Raw genomic sequence first — 14,957 nt, 5'->3', positions numbered from 1 at the left:
GTTACATCCTTTCTATAAGCCATGTTGCTAGTTGTTGGTAGTTATTTTCTGTGGCGTAATCAAACGCTATTTTTTGATAAATATCTGTTTCTGTTGTTTTAAGTTGACCAAATTGTTCAATAAAGTTTAAATACTGTAACATAACTGATTCATTTCTATTTTGAGCTGCTTTAATGACAAGGTTTTGTGATAATTCATCTTTTTGGTCTAAGTTGATTTCATTTTCTAATAAATCTAATAGTGTGTTTTCATTATATTGATAACTATCTATTATAAGATTCATGATTGGATTAATTCCTTTATTATTTGGAATGTTAATATCAGCGTTTTTTGAGATAAGGGTTCTTGCGACAAGTTCTTTAAAACTTCCGTATTGCGTATCTGTTCTAACTGCTAAATCTCTTGTATAGCATAAATTAACTGCTGTATGACCATTTTTATCTACTGTGTCATTAATATTTAGACCATGTTTGATTAATAGGTCAATAATTTGTTCAATGACTTTATTTCTATGATCTGTATCTTTATATTGCGTATATGATATAAAGAAGAATAGAGCTGTTTTTTCTTCTTCTCCTGTTTTAAAGTTAGGATCTGCATTATTTTCAAGAAGTACTTTAACAAATTCAATATTTTTTTGCATCATAGCAACCATTAATGGAGTTTGATACAAGAATGGAGATTCTTGGTATACTTCATTAACATCAGCACCTAATTCTAGTAAAGCATAAAATGCTTCACTATCGTTATCTTTAATTGCCTGGTGGATAGTTTTAGATTTTGTTTTTACTTTAAGTTGGGTTTCATCATTTTCTTCTAATGATTCATCATTTAAAATAAGACTTAATTTTCCTAAGGCATAAGATATACTTAGATCTACTGCTCGTTTATCATCTTTATTTCTAATTTCTGAGTCTATTTTAGAAATAAGTTCTTTTGTTATATTTTCTAATTTTAGAATTTTTTCATCTATTTCGTTTTTATCAGATTCAAATCTTGTGTATTCCTTTTTTTGATTGAGTTCTTTTATTGTATGAACAATTAAATGAAGTAGAGTCTGGTTATTGTTGTCTGTTAAAGTAAGATTGACATTATTGTTTATAAAGTAGGTTAATAAATCGATGTTTTCTTCTATCACAGATAAATGGACTGCGGTATATCCTGAATTGTTTTTTCTGATTAAACTTACTCTTTGAGAAAGAAGTATATCAGCTATTTGTTTTAATGTATTTTCATCTTGTTGAATTGTTCTATTATTTCTAGCAAGCATGTGAAAGAGATTATCATTATTAGTATTGACTTCTTTTAGATTCACTTCTTTTTCTATTAAGTATTTTAAAGTTTCAAGATCTTTAAATAATACTGCAATATGGGCAAGTGAATTAAAGTCATCATATTCATCTTTTATTTCTAAGTTAGAGATTGCTTTGTATAAAGGTAGGCTATTAAGATAGTTTCTTTCTTTTTCATAGTAATCTTTAATCTTTTCTATTTGTTTTTGTTCTTCTGACATTTTAATTACCTCTTAAAGATTCTAAATCATATTTTTTATATTTATTGACAATAGTATTTATTTTAAATGTGTTATTTGTTTGTTTATATAAGTCATATAAGAGTCTTTCAATTCGATATTCTATATATTTTTTACCGTATGTTAAATTTGGATTAATTGGAAGAAGGTATGTTTTTTCTTTATCTTCTATTTTCAATAAATTGATTTCTTCTTGGTTATATTCAGGAGTTGTCTCCATGAGTCTTTGGTTTTGCAAAAATGCTTTTTCTAAGGCAAGAATAGCTTCTTGTTCTTTATTCATTTTAATTAGGCAAAGAGCGTAATTGATAAGATCTAGTTTAGATAAACTTGATTCTATTTTTTTAGATAACCTATAGGCTTCTACGTATGATTTTTGTTTGATAAAATCATATATTAGTTGACCTGACTCTTGATGTGTGGGTTGGATTGTTCTGGCTTGCATCTAATATCTCTCTTTCTTTTTCTTTTTAGTATACACTTTTATTGTCATTTTTAAAAGGAAGTAGCATGTTTTATTATAATAATAAAGGGACTGTAACGAAATAAAAGTAACAGTCTATAAAACAAAAAAGCCGCTCTAGAATCCTAGGGCGGTTTTTTGGTATAATTATAGTATGCAAACACAACAAAATATACAACATAATTTTAACCCAAAACAGTTAAAATTACCACTACAATTAGACATAAAAATTCCTTTTGATAGTGAAGTTCGTACATTTGATGAAGTATTTAGAAAATTGGAGATAAAAAAATACTTAAATAGCTCAAAAGATCCAAGAGGTCGTATGGGTTATAATCCGGTTCAAATGTTAAAACTGATCATGTTTTGTCAAATGGAAAAGATTCAATCTTTAAGAGATATGGCAAAAGCTGCTAAAAATGATATTAGAATCATGTGGCTTACAGATGAATTAATGCCAAGTCATCAAACAATAAAAACCTTTATGGATAAATACTTAGTTAAAGGAATAGATGAAATCTTTTATGAACTAAGTAAGTACTTAATAAAAAAAGAATCTATTGATACAGATAAATTATATATAGATGGTACTAAAATAGAATCGGTGGCTAATAAATATAGTTTTACATGGCGTGGTTCTATTGAAAAGTTTAGAGATAAGTTATATAAAAAAATAACCAAACAGATAGAATCCTTAAATAAAAGATATGAAGACTCAGATATCTTCTTTCCAATACATGAAACATATAACACTGATAATTTAAATAGCATCAAAGACTTTCTACTTAATGAGATAGATAGGGAATTAATAGAGTTTAAATATGGTAAAGGTCAAAGAAAAACTACTTTACAAAGAGATTATGAACATATCTTAGAATATTTAGCTAAACTTGTAGAGTATGAAAGACATTTAAAGATTATGGGTAATGATAGAAACTCATATGCTAAAACAGATATAGACGCGACTTTTATGCATATGAAAGAAGATCATATGCGTAATAGTCAATTAAAACCAGGGTATAATATACAAATTGGTGTATCAAATGAATATATCCTACATCTAGATATCTATAAAGAACGTAGTGATTATAAAACTTTGATTCCTTTTTTAGAAGGATTTAAGAAAAGTTATGACTTCTATCCAAAATATCCAGTAGCGGATGCTGGATATGGTGGATTAACGAATTATCGTTATTTAAAACTAAACGATATGGAGCTTTATCAAAAATATGCAATGTATGCTAAAGATACGCATGACAAAAAAAGAATGAAAGATCCATATTTTCCATTTAACCTTACTAAATCAGGTAATGATTATTTAACACCTAATGGAGATACTTTAAAGTATCTGTATAGAAATAATCGAGGTAATGATGTATATGAATTACCAAATGGTAAGCGTAAAGAGATTAATGATGAAAATCTTACATACCAAAAAGAGGTTATTAAAAATCTTACATCACCATTAGGAATTGAATTAAGAGTTCAAAGGTCAATTCAAGTTGAGGGTGCCTTTGGAGTGATTAAAGAAGCATTTAAAGTAAGAAGATTTAGACGAAGATTAACTCATAATGTTAAAATGGAGTTTTATTTAACAGCGATTGGGTATAATTTGAGAAAATATCATAATAAAAAGTATAGAATAACAGAATAGATATCTACAATAAACTTAAGATTTTAATAGAATCTTCTTTTTTGACGCCTAAAAGTAGATGTTTTTTGATTTTATCCACATAGTTCACGGTAGATATAAGAAAAAAAGAACTGTTAAGTTCTTGAAGTAGTGAATTACTTCATTTCTTTACAGCTCCAATTAGAGTAATTCTTTTCTTCAATATTAATAAATATAATACTTAATTTTGTTATTATATTACTTATTAACTTTATAAATTGTACTAGGTCCACCACCACTTTTTGTGACTTTTCCTTTACTTAGCCATTTTTCGATTAAGTACCTAGCTTGATCTGTAGTAAAGCCTAGTTCTTGTTCTAATTGTTTACGTGTAAAATCTTTTTTATATTCTAAATAATTTTCTTCATCTATTACACTATGTTCAACTGCTTTTATGTTATCTTTATCAAATTTAATTATTACATTAATACCGTGAGCACTCCTTATTTCAAAAACTAATTGGTTCATTAAATTTTCTTCTAATGCTTCGTTTGCTCTTTTAATTCCAGATCCCCATTTTTCAATAATTCCAATATGATAAAAAATTTCACTGATATTTGGATTTCTCAATTTTGAAATTCCATTTAGAGCATCCTCTAACTGTAGACCATCAAAAAAATTACCTGGAGAAAATATTTCGATGCGATCATCAAATAAACTAATCTTAATTGGTTCTTGCTCTAAGTAGTTTCTATGTATGATAGCATTAGCTATAATTTCTCTTAGCGTCTCTTCAGGCACTTTATATTGTTGTTCTCTAAGCGTTTTTATTTTATAGTGTGTCTTTAACTTATCAAGGAGTATTTTCATTACTTCATTATATTGTTTAATAATTGACCCCGTGACAGTTATTTCGTCAATTAGTTTAGATTTAGTTATTCCTGAAAAGAACCCTATTCTGATGTTACTATAATTAAATCCCTGTCCTAAAAGTAGCATTAAACCATTAGTTGCATAGAGTTCACCGAAACTTTTTTTAACTATATTCCATTCAATTAACTTGTTTATAGTGATTTCTTTATTTGTTTTTATCGTATTGTTAATTTCAAGTAAGAATGCACTGATATCGATATCTTTTAAGCTAAATAATGTACCTTGTTCATCATAAATTTTATTTGTATAATTTTCATTTTTTTTATTTAGTAATAATTCAGTTCTTTGACTATTGCTTGCTTTTTGATCTGTTGACCCAAATCTGATATAGCAACCCTCTTCTATCCCTTGTTTTCTAATAAAATATGGCTGTTCATTCCCTTTTAAAACTTGAATAATAGCGATGTCTTTATTTTCAATATTCTTAAATACAATATCTACAATGGGTTTCGGTTCAATATTATTATAGATAGTTTCCATAATTTTTTGTTCAAAAACAGATCTTACTTCATGAATTCCGTAAATATTAAGTGTCGAGTCTTCAACACCAATAATTAATTCTCCACCTGAAGTATTACTAAAAGAAACAATTGATTTTAACCATCTTTCAGTTTCATTAGGTAATGTTTTTTTGTATTCTATAGTGTTTGATTCTTCCTTAAACAATTTTGTCATATTGTATCATCCCTTCTATGTACATTATAACACTTTATCTCGGGAAATCTCGGGAAATCTCGGGAAATCTCGGGAAATCTCGGGAAATCTCGGGAAATGTTGCTTATCATTTAAACTTTGTTGGGATTATACATAGTTTTATTATGATTATTTAATTCATATGATCTTTTATTACTTTCATTTACTTATTATCCCAACAAAAAAGCACCTCTATTTATTTAAATTTAAAATAAATAAGGGTGCCTTTTAAATTAATTATTCTTTATCGAAAATATCTATTTGTGTTACTTCTTTTTCTTCTTCTATATTTTCTTCAGAAGTTGCTGAAAGTGTTACTGTTTCTACTACTTTCTTTTCATCTTTAATTTCTATTTCTTCTTGTGTTACTATTTGTGGATCAACTATTTCTTCTTCATCTTGGTGAGGAACTAACGCTATAGTAGCAACCTTATGATCAGGTCTTAGTTTAATAATTCTAACACCTTGTGTAGCACGCTTAGTTTCAGCTATTTGTGCAATATGAGTTCTAATTGTAATTCCTTTATCTGATGAAACAATTAAATCTTGATCATCTGTTACAGCTCTTAGTGTGGCAAGTTTACCATTTTTCTCTGTAACATTAAGGGTTTTAACTCCTTTACCTCCACGGTTTTGGCTACGATATTCACTGACATGAGTTCTCTTGCCAAATCCATTTTCAGTAACTACTAAGACTTCTTGGTCTTCATTTTCTACTAAAGCAATTCCTACGATATCATCTTTTTCATCTATAGCCATTCCTTTAACCCCCGATGCGGTACGTCCCATAGAACGGACATCTGCTTCATTGAATCTGATAGCTTTACCGTTTGAAGCACCTAGGATAATATCTTTATTACCGTTTGTTGGTCTAACGCTTAATAGTTCATCATCTTCTCTTAAGGTTAAGGCAATAATACCATTTGTTCTAATGTTCTTATAATCACTTACTGGGGTACGTTTAACAATACCTTTTTTAGTGACAAAGAATAAGAATTGGTTTTGATCATCAAAGTCTTTTACGCTCGTAAATGATGTTAATGTTTCATCTTTTTCAAATGGTAAAAGGTTAATGATTGGTAGTCCTTTAGCTTGTCTTGATCCAACTGGAATTTGGTATCCTTTTATTTTATAGACTCTACCTTTATTAGTAAAGAATAAATGATAGTCATGAGTTTGTGTCATTGCCATATGTTCAACATAGTCATCTTCATGCATCTTAATACCAGTAATTCCTACTCCACCACGATTTTGAGCTTTATAGTTATCAAGCGACATTCTCTTAATATAGCCATTATTAGTAACTGTAATTAAGATATCTTCAACTGGGATTAAGTCTTCATTATCAATGTCTAGATCTTCATAAAGGTTGATTTCTGATTTTCTTCCATCATCATATTTGTTTCTAATTTCTGTGATTTCTTCTTTGATGATAGCTTCTTTTCTTTCATGAGAAGCAATAATTTCATTATAGCCTTCTATTTTAATTCTTAATTCTTCAGCTTCATCTTTGATTTTTAAGATTTCAAGACTTGTTAATCTTTGTAATCTCATATCTAGGATAGCTTTAGCTTGGATATCATCAAAGTCGTATGTTTCAATTAATCTTTGTTTAGCTTCTTCACCATCTTTAGAAGTTTTAATTAATTCAACTGCTCTATCAACATCGTTTAAAGCTTTTACTAAGGCATTGATAATATGAATTCTAGCTTCTGCTTTTTCTAATTCATATTGTGTTCTTCTTTGAATGACTTCCATTTGGAATTCAAAGTATCCTTCTAACATATCTTTTAGAGTGACTGTTTTAGGTTCACCTTTAACAAGGGCAATCATGTTCATACCAAATGATACTTGAAGTTGTGTATATTTGTATAAGTTATTTAACATTACATGAGGGTTTACATCTCTTCTTAATTCAATAACGATTCTCATTCCTTTACGGTTTGATTCATCTCTTAGGTCTGTAATCCCTTCAATAATTTTATCTTTTGCTAGTTCTGCGATTCTTTCAATTAGTTTTGTTTTATTAACTTGATATGGTATTTCAGTAACAACAATACTATTTTTATTTTTATGGGTTTGAATTTCTGCTTTAGCTCTAATAGCGATAATACCATTACCCGTTCTATAAGCAGCTCTTAGTCCACTTAAGCCAAGGATTTGTCCTCCGGTTGGAAAATCTGGTCCTTTAATGTATTCCATTAATTCATCTACTGTAATATCTTTATTATCAATATATGCTAATAAACCATCAACTACTTCACCTAAGTCATGAGGTGGGATGTTTGTCGCCATACCTACTGCAATCCCTGTTGATCCGTTTACTAAAAGATTTGGGTACCTTGCTGGTAGGACAGCTGGTTCTTTTTCACTGGCATCGTAGTTATCAATAAAATCAATTGTGTTTTTATCAATATCTCTTAACATTTCCATAGCGATTTTAGACATTCTAGCTTCGGTATAACGCATAGCGGCTGCCCCATCACCATCGATTGATCCAAAGTTACCATGACCATCAACAAGCGGATATCTATAACTAAAATCTTGAGACATTCTTACCATTGCCTCATAAATACTAGAGTCACCATGAGGGTGATATTTCCCCATAACGTCCCCTACAATTCTGGCTGACTTTTTATAACTTGAATTACTGTAAACACCTAGTTCATTCATTCCATAAAGAATTCTTCTTTGAACTGGTTTTAATCCATCTCTAATATCTGGTAAAGCACGTGAAACGATAACACTCATTGCGTAACTTAAGAAGGATTTTCTCATTTCTGATGAAATGTTTACTTCTTTAATATGTCCTTCAGTTGTTTTACTTGTTTCAAAATCATCTTTTATTTCTTCTGACATAATAATACCCCTTCTTAAATATCAACATCTGCGTATACCGCATTTGTTTGAATAAATTCTTTTCTAGGAGCAACTTCTTCTCCCATTAACATGTTAAAGACTTGATCTGCTTCTATCGCATCTTTCATTGTTACTTGTAGTAAAGTTCTAGTTTCAGGATCCATTGTGGTTTCCCATAATTGTTCAGGATTCATTTCCCCTAGCCCTTTATATCTTTGCATGCTTGGTTTTCCGCCTAATTGTTCTAAGGCTTTTGGTAGTGCTTCATCATCATAAACATATTCTACTTTTTTACCAAATTGTAATTTATATAAAGGTGGTTGAGCAAAATAGATATATCCTAGGTCAATTAGTGGTTTAAAGTATCTAAAGAAGAATGTAAGTAATAATGTTCTAATATGTGCCCCATCGACATCGGCATCGGTCATGATAACAATTTTATGATAACGTGCTTTTTCAGGGTTAAATTCTTCTCCAATTCCAGTTCCAATCGCTTGGATTAAAGAAAGAATTTCATTGTTACTTAAGACTTTATCAATTCTAGCTTTTTCAACGTTTAGGACTTTACCACGTAAGGGTAAGATAGCTTGATATTCAGATTCTCTACCTTGCTTAGCAGATCCTCCGGCTGAGTCCCCTTCGACGATATAAAGTTCAGATATAGCAGGGTTTTTACTTCTACAATCTGCTAGTTTAGATGCAAAGCCTAGTGCATCTAAAGGTGATTTACGACGCGTTGCTTCACGTGCTTTTCTAGCGGCGATTCTAGCGCGTGCTGCTAGTAAAGATTTATCAATGATTGCTTTTGCGTCTGTTGGGTTTTCTAATAAGTATCTTTCAAATGTTTCTCCAACTACTTGAGAAGCGATTTGTCTTACTTCAACGTTTCCTAATTTAGTTTTAGTTTGTCCTTCAAATTGTGGATCAGGGTGTTTAACTGAAATAATCGCAGTTAAGCCTTCTCTTGTGTCATCACTTATGAAAGGTTCATCTTTTTTAAGTAAGTTATTGTCTTTAGCATATTTTGCTAAAACACGATTTAAAGCCATTTTAAATCCATCTTCATGCATTCCACCTTCATGGGTTGGAATGTTGTTTGTAAATGAATATAGGTTAGTTGCGTATGAATCTGTATATTGTAAGGCAACTTCTAATGTAATACCATCAACTTCTTTTTCAGCATAAAACTTATTTGCGTTAATTTTAGTTTTAGTACCTGTTAAAAAATCAATATATTCTAATAAACCACCTTCATAATGATAGGTGAATGAAACTGGTTCTTCTTTTCTATCATCTGTGATTGTAATTTTAATATTTCTGTTTAAGAAAGCTAGTTGTTGCACTCTACTTCTTAGAGTTTCAAAATCATAAATGGTTGTTTCTTTAAATACATCTGGATCAGCTAAGAATGTAATAACTGTTCCTTGATGAGTTGTATCTCCTATTATGTCTAGGCCTGTTACTGGGAATCCTTTTTCAAATCTTTGTTTATGGATTTTTCCGTTCACATGAACTTCTACGATAAAATAGCTTGATAAAGCATTAACAACAGAAGCCCCTACACCGTGTAGCCCTCCTGATACTTTATAGGATGAACCATCAAATTTACCACCGGCATGAAGGGTTGTAAGAATTGTTTCTACTGCTGGTTTTCCTGTTTTATGGTGAATCCCTACTGGAATCCCACGTCCGTTATCTGTTACTCTTATGATATTGTCTTTTAAAACTTCTACTGTAATTGTGTCTGCGTATCCTGCTAAGGCTTCATCAATAGAGTTATCTACTATTTCCCATACTAAATGGTGAAGTCCTCTTTCTCCTGTTGATCCGATATACATCCCAGGTCTTTTTCTTACCGCTTCTAATCCTTCAAGTATTTGTATACTATCTGCATCATATGCTTTTTGTTCTTTATTTTCTGTAGACATAAAATCAAGCTCCTTTATTTAGTTGAATCATTTGTATGTTGTTATTCTCTAGAATCTTTACTGCACTACTAATAATAATTTGTTGATTTTTAGGTAATTGTTCTAAGATTGTTTTTTGTATCTGATCATCAAGTTCTGATAAGACATCATCTAGTAATAGAACAATTTCTTTATTTTCATGTTTTTGAATCAGTTTTAGTAAAGCAAGTTTTAAGGCAATCATAATTAATCTTTGTTCACCTTGTGAGGCAAATGCATTCGCTATTTTTTCATTAAACAAAATAATAAAATCATCTTTATGTGGTCCTGCCATAGTTGTTTGGTTGATGATGTCATATTTTTGTTTTTTAGTGAAGTGCTCTATCATTTTTTCTTTGGTTAAATAAGGGATATATTGAATGGTTGTTTGATAGTTAGAAAATAGTTTGTATGCTTTGTTAAGTTCTTCTTGGAGTTCTTCTAGGAATGCTTTTCTTTTAGAAATTAAAACTTCTCCTAATTCAAGGAGTTGTTCTCCTAAGATATTTAAAAAAGTATAATCATCATCTATTTTTATTTTTTTTAAAAGTAGATTTCTTTGTTTTAAAACTTTTTTATACTGGCTTAAGGTTTGTAGGTAAGATGGATATAGCTGCATCAATTCTAAGTCCATAAATTTTCTTCTATCAGAAGGGCTTCCTTTAATTAAAGAAAGATCTTCTGGAGAAAACATTACAACTTTGAAATGACCAATATAATCACTTATTTTTCTTTTTTCTACTTGATTAATAAATGCTCTTTTTCCAGTATCTGATAAGACAATTTGAAAGTCATTTGTAACAGTTTTAAGTTTTATAATAGAAAAAGGTTGATTTTCTTGAATCATTTCTTTTTCATTATTTGTTCTATGTGATTTAGTTGTTGAGGCAAAATAAATACTTTCTAAAATACTTGTTTTACCAGATCCATTAGGTCCTACTAAATACACTAGATTTTTATTAAATTCAATTGTTTTTGTTAAATGATTTCTAAATTGTTTTAATTCTAATTTTTTAATCATATGTAATCACATACTTATTTTTGTTAACTGTGACGACATCTCCATTTTTTAATTTTTTCTTTCTTTCGATAATAGGAATGCCGTTTAGTAAAACTTCATTTTCTACTAGAAAAAATTTTGTTTGACCACCTGATGTGATATAATCATTTACTTTTAGAAATTGAGCGATTGTTATAAATTCGCCACGTAGTATAAATTCTTGCATATTATTCCCTCACTTATGTTTATTATACCATAAATATCAATAAAAATAACGTTTTAAAGGCTTTTTTGTTAAAAACGATGTCTTATTAGGTTTTATTTAAAAATGGCAAATTTTAACGATTTTAGGGTATTATTGTATTTGTCTATAAAAATAAAAAAGGAAATCATTTTAGAAAATGTTCTCCTTAGTTTTTGTTAGGTTATTACAAAGTTAAATATACTATTAAAGCAGCTATCGTATTAAATATTAATGAAAATTGATAAAATGTGTTAATGAAATAGTGGGTGTTTTGTATTTTAGTTTTGTTATTACCAAAAAATCTTTTTGATTGTATGAAGCAATTCTCATCACTCGTAATTTTAGTAAGTGTCGGGTTAATTTTTTTATATAATAAGAAGCTTACTAATAGCGATAGTGCTAGTATGAATAGGCTGTAGTATTTTATTTCATAGTTTATTATGACAAAAGCATATATAACTCCAAGGCTTATTAAAATGATCATAAAATAGATAGTGTAATAGAATTCTTCTAAGCCATTTTTATTCTCAAAGTATTTGTGATTCGTTTTATGTACATAACGACTGATAAAAGACCATAGTTTTAAAAATAGTTGGGATGCTAAGATCATTATAATAAATATTAATAGTTGTTTTTCTTTTTCACTCATATGCTATCCCCTTAATATCAATAATAGTTTTAGTTACATCGATTATAACTTAAAAATAGTATTATTTAATATTTAAAAACAAAAAGCTCAATTGCTTGAGCTTATCTTATTTTATCATTAGTCCATTCTTACTGGAAGAATAAGGTGTAGTGATTCTTCATCTAGTTTGCCTTTAATAACAAAAGGTTTAATATCTCCTGCAAAGTTTAATGTAATTTCTGGAGAATTAAGAGATTTTAATGCTTCTACTAGGTATTTAGAGCTGAATGCAATTTTAATTGATTCACCTTTTATATCCCCATTAGGAATAATTTCTTCTAAAGCATCCCCAACTTCATTGTTTGTAGAACTGATTTCTACTACTTTATCTAAGTTTAGGTTAAGTTTAATGATGTTATAGTTAGTTTCTTTATCTCTTGGTGATAATAAGGAAACTCTTTCTACTGCTTGTAAAAGATCTTCTTTGTTAAATGGAATAGATACTGGGAATTCTGTTGGAATAATTTTTACAGTATCTGGGTAGTTGCCTTCAAGTAATCTTGTTTGAAACCAAATTTTATTAAGTTTAAACAAAACTTTATTTGGGTTAATGTATAATTCAATATCTTCATTGATTGAATCTAAAATTTTACTTAATTCTTCTAAACTCTTATTTGGAATAACAATATCAAATTGTTTACTATGAGTTCTTAATTTAATATTTTTTTGACTAAGTCTATATGAGTCGGTTGCTACTGCATATAAGTGGTTATCATCGTATTTGAAGTTAACACCTGTTAAGATAGGTCTTTTTTCATTTGTAGCAGTTGCGAAGTTTGTTTCTCTCACAATTGTTTTAATAACGTTACTGTCAATAACGATTGGATCATCTAAGTCTAAGAAATCAATTTCTGGATAATAGTCAAAATCCATTAATCTTAGTTTAAATTCAGAGCGATCTGCTTTTATCACTAATAATTTATCTTCCATTAATGCCATTTCAACATATGTAGCATTTATCTTTCTCATGATTTCAATAAAGAATTTACCAGGGATAGCAGCTTTTCCTGTTTGTAATACTTTTAAACTTGGATCATCAATCATAATTTGAATAGCGATATCTGAGTTACTTGATGTTAATAAAATATGATCTTCTAAAACTTCAAATTTAATTGCATATAAAATAGGTAGTGAAGTTTTTACTGGAAGTCCTTTTTGAATGTTTAATAATTGGGTTAGAAGTACTTCTCTATTAATTGAAAAATTCATGGCGATTCTCCTTTTATTTATTATAATATTTATTTTTATAGTTATTAGTGTGTGTGGAAAAGTGGGAAAGTCCACTTATAAGCCTTACTATGCTATTATTATAACATATTTCAAACATTTTATAAACAATATTAATGTGGATTAAGCATCTACTTTTTTAACGATAGTGTCAACTGCAATCTTTAAATTAGCATCTTGTCTAAGTTCATTTTCTATCTTTTCGCAAGCTGCTAAAACAGTTGAGTGGTCTCTATCACTAAATAAGGTTCCAATTGTTTTATAAGGTATATTATACTTTAATTTAATTAGATACATGGCAATATGTCTAGGTAAAGTATATTTAGAGTGTCTTTTTTTACCAATTAAATCTTGAAGACTGATATTGTAGAATTCACTTACAACACTTTGTATTTTATCATAGTTGTTTTCATTTAAGTTATTACTGCGTTTTTTAGTTTTTAATAAAGGATCTAAAGCTTCATAAGCCACATCTAATGTAATATCAAGGTTACAAGCAGAGGCATAGCTTAAAAGTCTAATTAAAGCGCCTTCCATTTCACGGATATTAGTAACAAAAGATGAGGCAATAAATTCTAAAACATCATCACTAACATCGTTATTAGGGTCAAAAGAGCTCAGTTTTCTTTTTAAAATAGTTAATCGATGGTCAAGATCAGGAACTTGGATATCAACTGTTAATCCAGCTTCAAATCTAGAAGTTAATCTGGACATAATGTTTTTAAGTTCAGAAGCAGGTTTATCACTTGTAATAATAATTTGCTTATTATTCAGATACAAGTAGTCAAAAAGTTTGAAAAACTCCATCTGTGTCCGGTTTGCCCCAGCCATTATTTGAATATCATCTACTAATAGGACATCTATATCTCTATATTTATGATTGAAATCATCCATTTTTTCTTTTCTTAAAAGATTGGTAAAATCTTCTATAAAACCATCAGCTTTTACATATAAAACACGCTGGTTAACATCGTTATCTAGAATGTAATTACCGATTGCTTGCATTAAGTGGGTTTTACCTAAACCTACATCCCCAAAAATATAGAAAGGGTTAGCTACTACGCCTGGTTGATCTGCTACTTTCATAGCCATTCTAAAGGCGAAAGTGTTACTCTTACCAACAACGAAATTATCAAACGAGTAAGCATTATTTAAATTACCAGGACGGTAGGTGTTAATTGTCAGAACTCTATCTTTTGGTGAGTCTTCACTAATTAAGTCTTGAGCAGTTACAAATTTAAATCTTACTGCTTGATCAAAGTGTTTTGTTGCGAGTTCATTAATTTTAGGCATATACATTCTTGAAATTCTGTTTTTAATAAATTCAGATTCTACAATTATAAATATAAGACCATTTTGGAATTTATGAGTAGACTTTATAGGAGCGAATATTTCATTATAAACTTCTTCACTATAGATGTACTCAAGATCTTTTAAAATCTTATTCCACAAATCATCATAAATGTTCATGACAGACCTCCGTTCTTTTAGTTGTGATAATAGAATATCATATAAATGTGGAAAAAGTTTCAAAAGTTTCCCACATTATTTGTGGATAACTTTTTAGCAACAATTTAGAAAAACACCAAAATGTGGACAAAAAGAGCATTAGAAATGCATTATAAAGCCAACAAAAGAGTTTCCCACTTTTCCACAATGTGGGAAATTTGTGGGAAAGTTTCCCACAATTCTATCCACGAAAACGCTGTGGATAACTTTGTAAAACTAATAAATGTAATTTTATAAAAAAAGGTTAAAAAA

General features: G+C 29.1%; 11 protein-coding genes. 1 reads left to right on the top strand and 10 read right to left on the bottom strand.

Features of this window, described 5'->3' with window-relative positions; genetic code table 11:
* Position 1: 1 nt before the first annotated feature.
* Positions 2-1,513 (bottom strand): ankyrin repeat domain-containing protein, encoded by a 1,512-nt coding sequence (locus BN854_RS00060; protein ID WP_026653807.1) that lies wholly within the window; start codon positions 1,511-1,513, stop codon positions 2-4.
* A gap of 1 nt (position 1,514) precedes the next feature.
* Complete coding sequence (locus BN854_RS00055; protein ID WP_026653801.1) at positions 1,515-1,976, bottom strand: hypothetical protein; 462 nt, start codon at positions 1,974-1,976, stop codon at positions 1,515-1,517.
* Between the two features lie 172 nt (positions 1,977-2,148).
* On the opposite strand from BN854_RS00055, the gene BN854_RS00050 reads away from it, so the two are divergent.
* Complete coding sequence (locus BN854_RS00050; protein ID WP_026653792.1) at positions 2,149-3,648, top strand: transposase; 1,500 nt, start codon at positions 2,149-2,151, stop codon at positions 3,646-3,648.
* Positions 3,649-3,864: 216 nt separating this feature from the next.
* Here BN854_RS00050 and BN854_RS00045 read toward each other — a convergent pair whose 3' ends face one another.
* The 8 genes from BN854_RS00045 to dnaA form a co-directional block, all read right to left on the bottom strand.
* A complete protein-coding gene (locus BN854_RS00045; RefSeq protein WP_026653784.1) occupies positions 3,865-5,214 on the bottom strand; it encodes an RNA-binding domain-containing protein in 1,350 nt (449 codons plus the stop codon).
* A gap of 255 nt (positions 5,215-5,469) precedes the next feature.
* Positions 5,470-8,091, bottom strand: a complete 2,622-nt coding sequence (gene gyrA, locus BN854_RS00040) for a DNA gyrase subunit A (protein WP_026653777.1) — start codon at positions 8,089-8,091, stop codon at positions 5,470-5,472.
* A gap of 14 nt (positions 8,092-8,105) precedes the next feature.
* Positions 8,106-10,019, bottom strand: a complete 1,914-nt coding sequence (gene gyrB / locus BN854_RS00035) for a DNA topoisomerase (ATP-hydrolyzing) subunit B (protein WP_026653769.1) — start codon at positions 10,017-10,019, stop codon at positions 8,106-8,108.
* Between the two features lie 4 nt (positions 10,020-10,023).
* Positions 10,024-11,058, bottom strand: a complete 1,035-nt coding sequence (recF, locus tag BN854_RS00030) for a DNA replication/repair protein RecF (protein ID WP_026653761.1) — start codon at positions 11,056-11,058, stop codon at positions 10,024-10,026.
* On the bottom strand, positions 11,051-11,263 hold the full coding sequence (locus tag BN854_RS00025; RefSeq protein WP_026653754.1) for an RNA-binding S4 domain-containing protein: 213 nt from the start codon (positions 11,261-11,263) through the stop codon (positions 11,051-11,053). Before BN854_RS00025 ends, recF begins: the two co-directional genes overlap by 8 nt.
* Before the next feature lie 202 nt (positions 11,264-11,465).
* Complete coding sequence (locus tag BN854_RS00020; RefSeq protein WP_026653748.1) at positions 11,466-11,930, bottom strand: hypothetical protein; 465 nt, start codon at positions 11,928-11,930, stop codon at positions 11,466-11,468.
* Between the two features lie 117 nt (positions 11,931-12,047).
* Positions 12,048-13,178 (bottom strand): DNA polymerase III subunit beta, encoded by a 1,131-nt coding sequence (dnaN, locus tag BN854_RS00015; RefSeq protein ID WP_026653740.1) that lies wholly within the window; start codon positions 13,176-13,178, stop codon positions 12,048-12,050.
* 141 nt (positions 13,179-13,319) lie between these two features.
* Positions 13,320-14,666 carry a chromosomal replication initiator protein DnaA gene (gene dnaA / locus BN854_RS00005; RefSeq protein ID WP_026653733.1) on the bottom strand — a complete coding sequence of 449 codons (1,347 nt, stop codon included), beginning with the start codon at positions 14,664-14,666 and terminating at the stop codon, positions 13,320-13,322.
* Positions 14,667-14,957: the final 291 nt, after the last annotated feature.

The organism is Alteracholeplasma palmae J233 (genome assembly GCF_000968055.1).
In the GTDB taxonomy this organism is placed as follows: Bacteria; Bacillota_I; Bacilli_A; order Acholeplasmatales; family Acholeplasmataceae; genus Alteracholeplasma; species Alteracholeplasma palmae.
The sequence above is the reverse complement of the archived record's forward strand: the minus strand, read 5'-3'. Positions and strand labels throughout refer to the sequence as shown.

Bases quoted from the DNA above. Each gene is read 5' to 3' on its own strand.
- BN854_RS00060 (WP_026653807.1), bottom strand. From the start codon at position 1,513: ATGTCAGAAGAACAAAAACAAATAGAAAAGATTAAAGATTACTATGAA.
- BN854_RS00055 (WP_026653801.1), bottom strand. From the start codon at position 1,976: ATGCAAGCCAGAACAATCCAACCCACACATCAAGAGTCAGGTCAACTA.
- BN854_RS00050 (WP_026653792.1), top strand. From the start codon at position 2,149: ATGCAAACACAACAAAATATACAACATAATTTTAACCCAAAACAGTTA.
- BN854_RS00045 (WP_026653784.1), bottom strand. From the start codon at position 5,214: ATGACAAAATTGTTTAAGGAAGAATCAAACACTATAGAATACAAAAAA.
- gyrA (WP_026653777.1), bottom strand. From the start codon at position 8,091: ATGTCAGAAGAAATAAAAGATGATTTTGAAACAAGTAAAACAACTGAA.
- gyrB (WP_026653769.1), bottom strand. From the start codon at position 10,019: ATGTCTACAGAAAATAAAGAACAAAAAGCATATGATGCAGATAGTATA.
- recF (WP_026653761.1), bottom strand. From the start codon at position 11,058: ATGATTAAAAAATTAGAATTAAAACAATTTAGAAATCATTTAACAAAA.
- BN854_RS00025 (WP_026653754.1), bottom strand. From the start codon at position 11,263: ATGCAAGAATTTATACTACGTGGCGAATTTATAACAATCGCTCAATTT.
- BN854_RS00020 (WP_026653748.1), bottom strand. From the start codon at position 11,930: ATGAGTGAAAAAGAAAAACAACTATTAATATTTATTATAATGATCTTA.
- dnaN (WP_026653740.1), bottom strand. From the start codon at position 13,178: ATGAATTTTTCAATTAATAGAGAAGTACTTCTAACCCAATTATTAAAC.
- dnaA (WP_026653733.1), bottom strand. From the start codon at position 14,666: ATGAACATTTATGATGATTTGTGGAATAAGATTTTAAAAGATCTTGAG.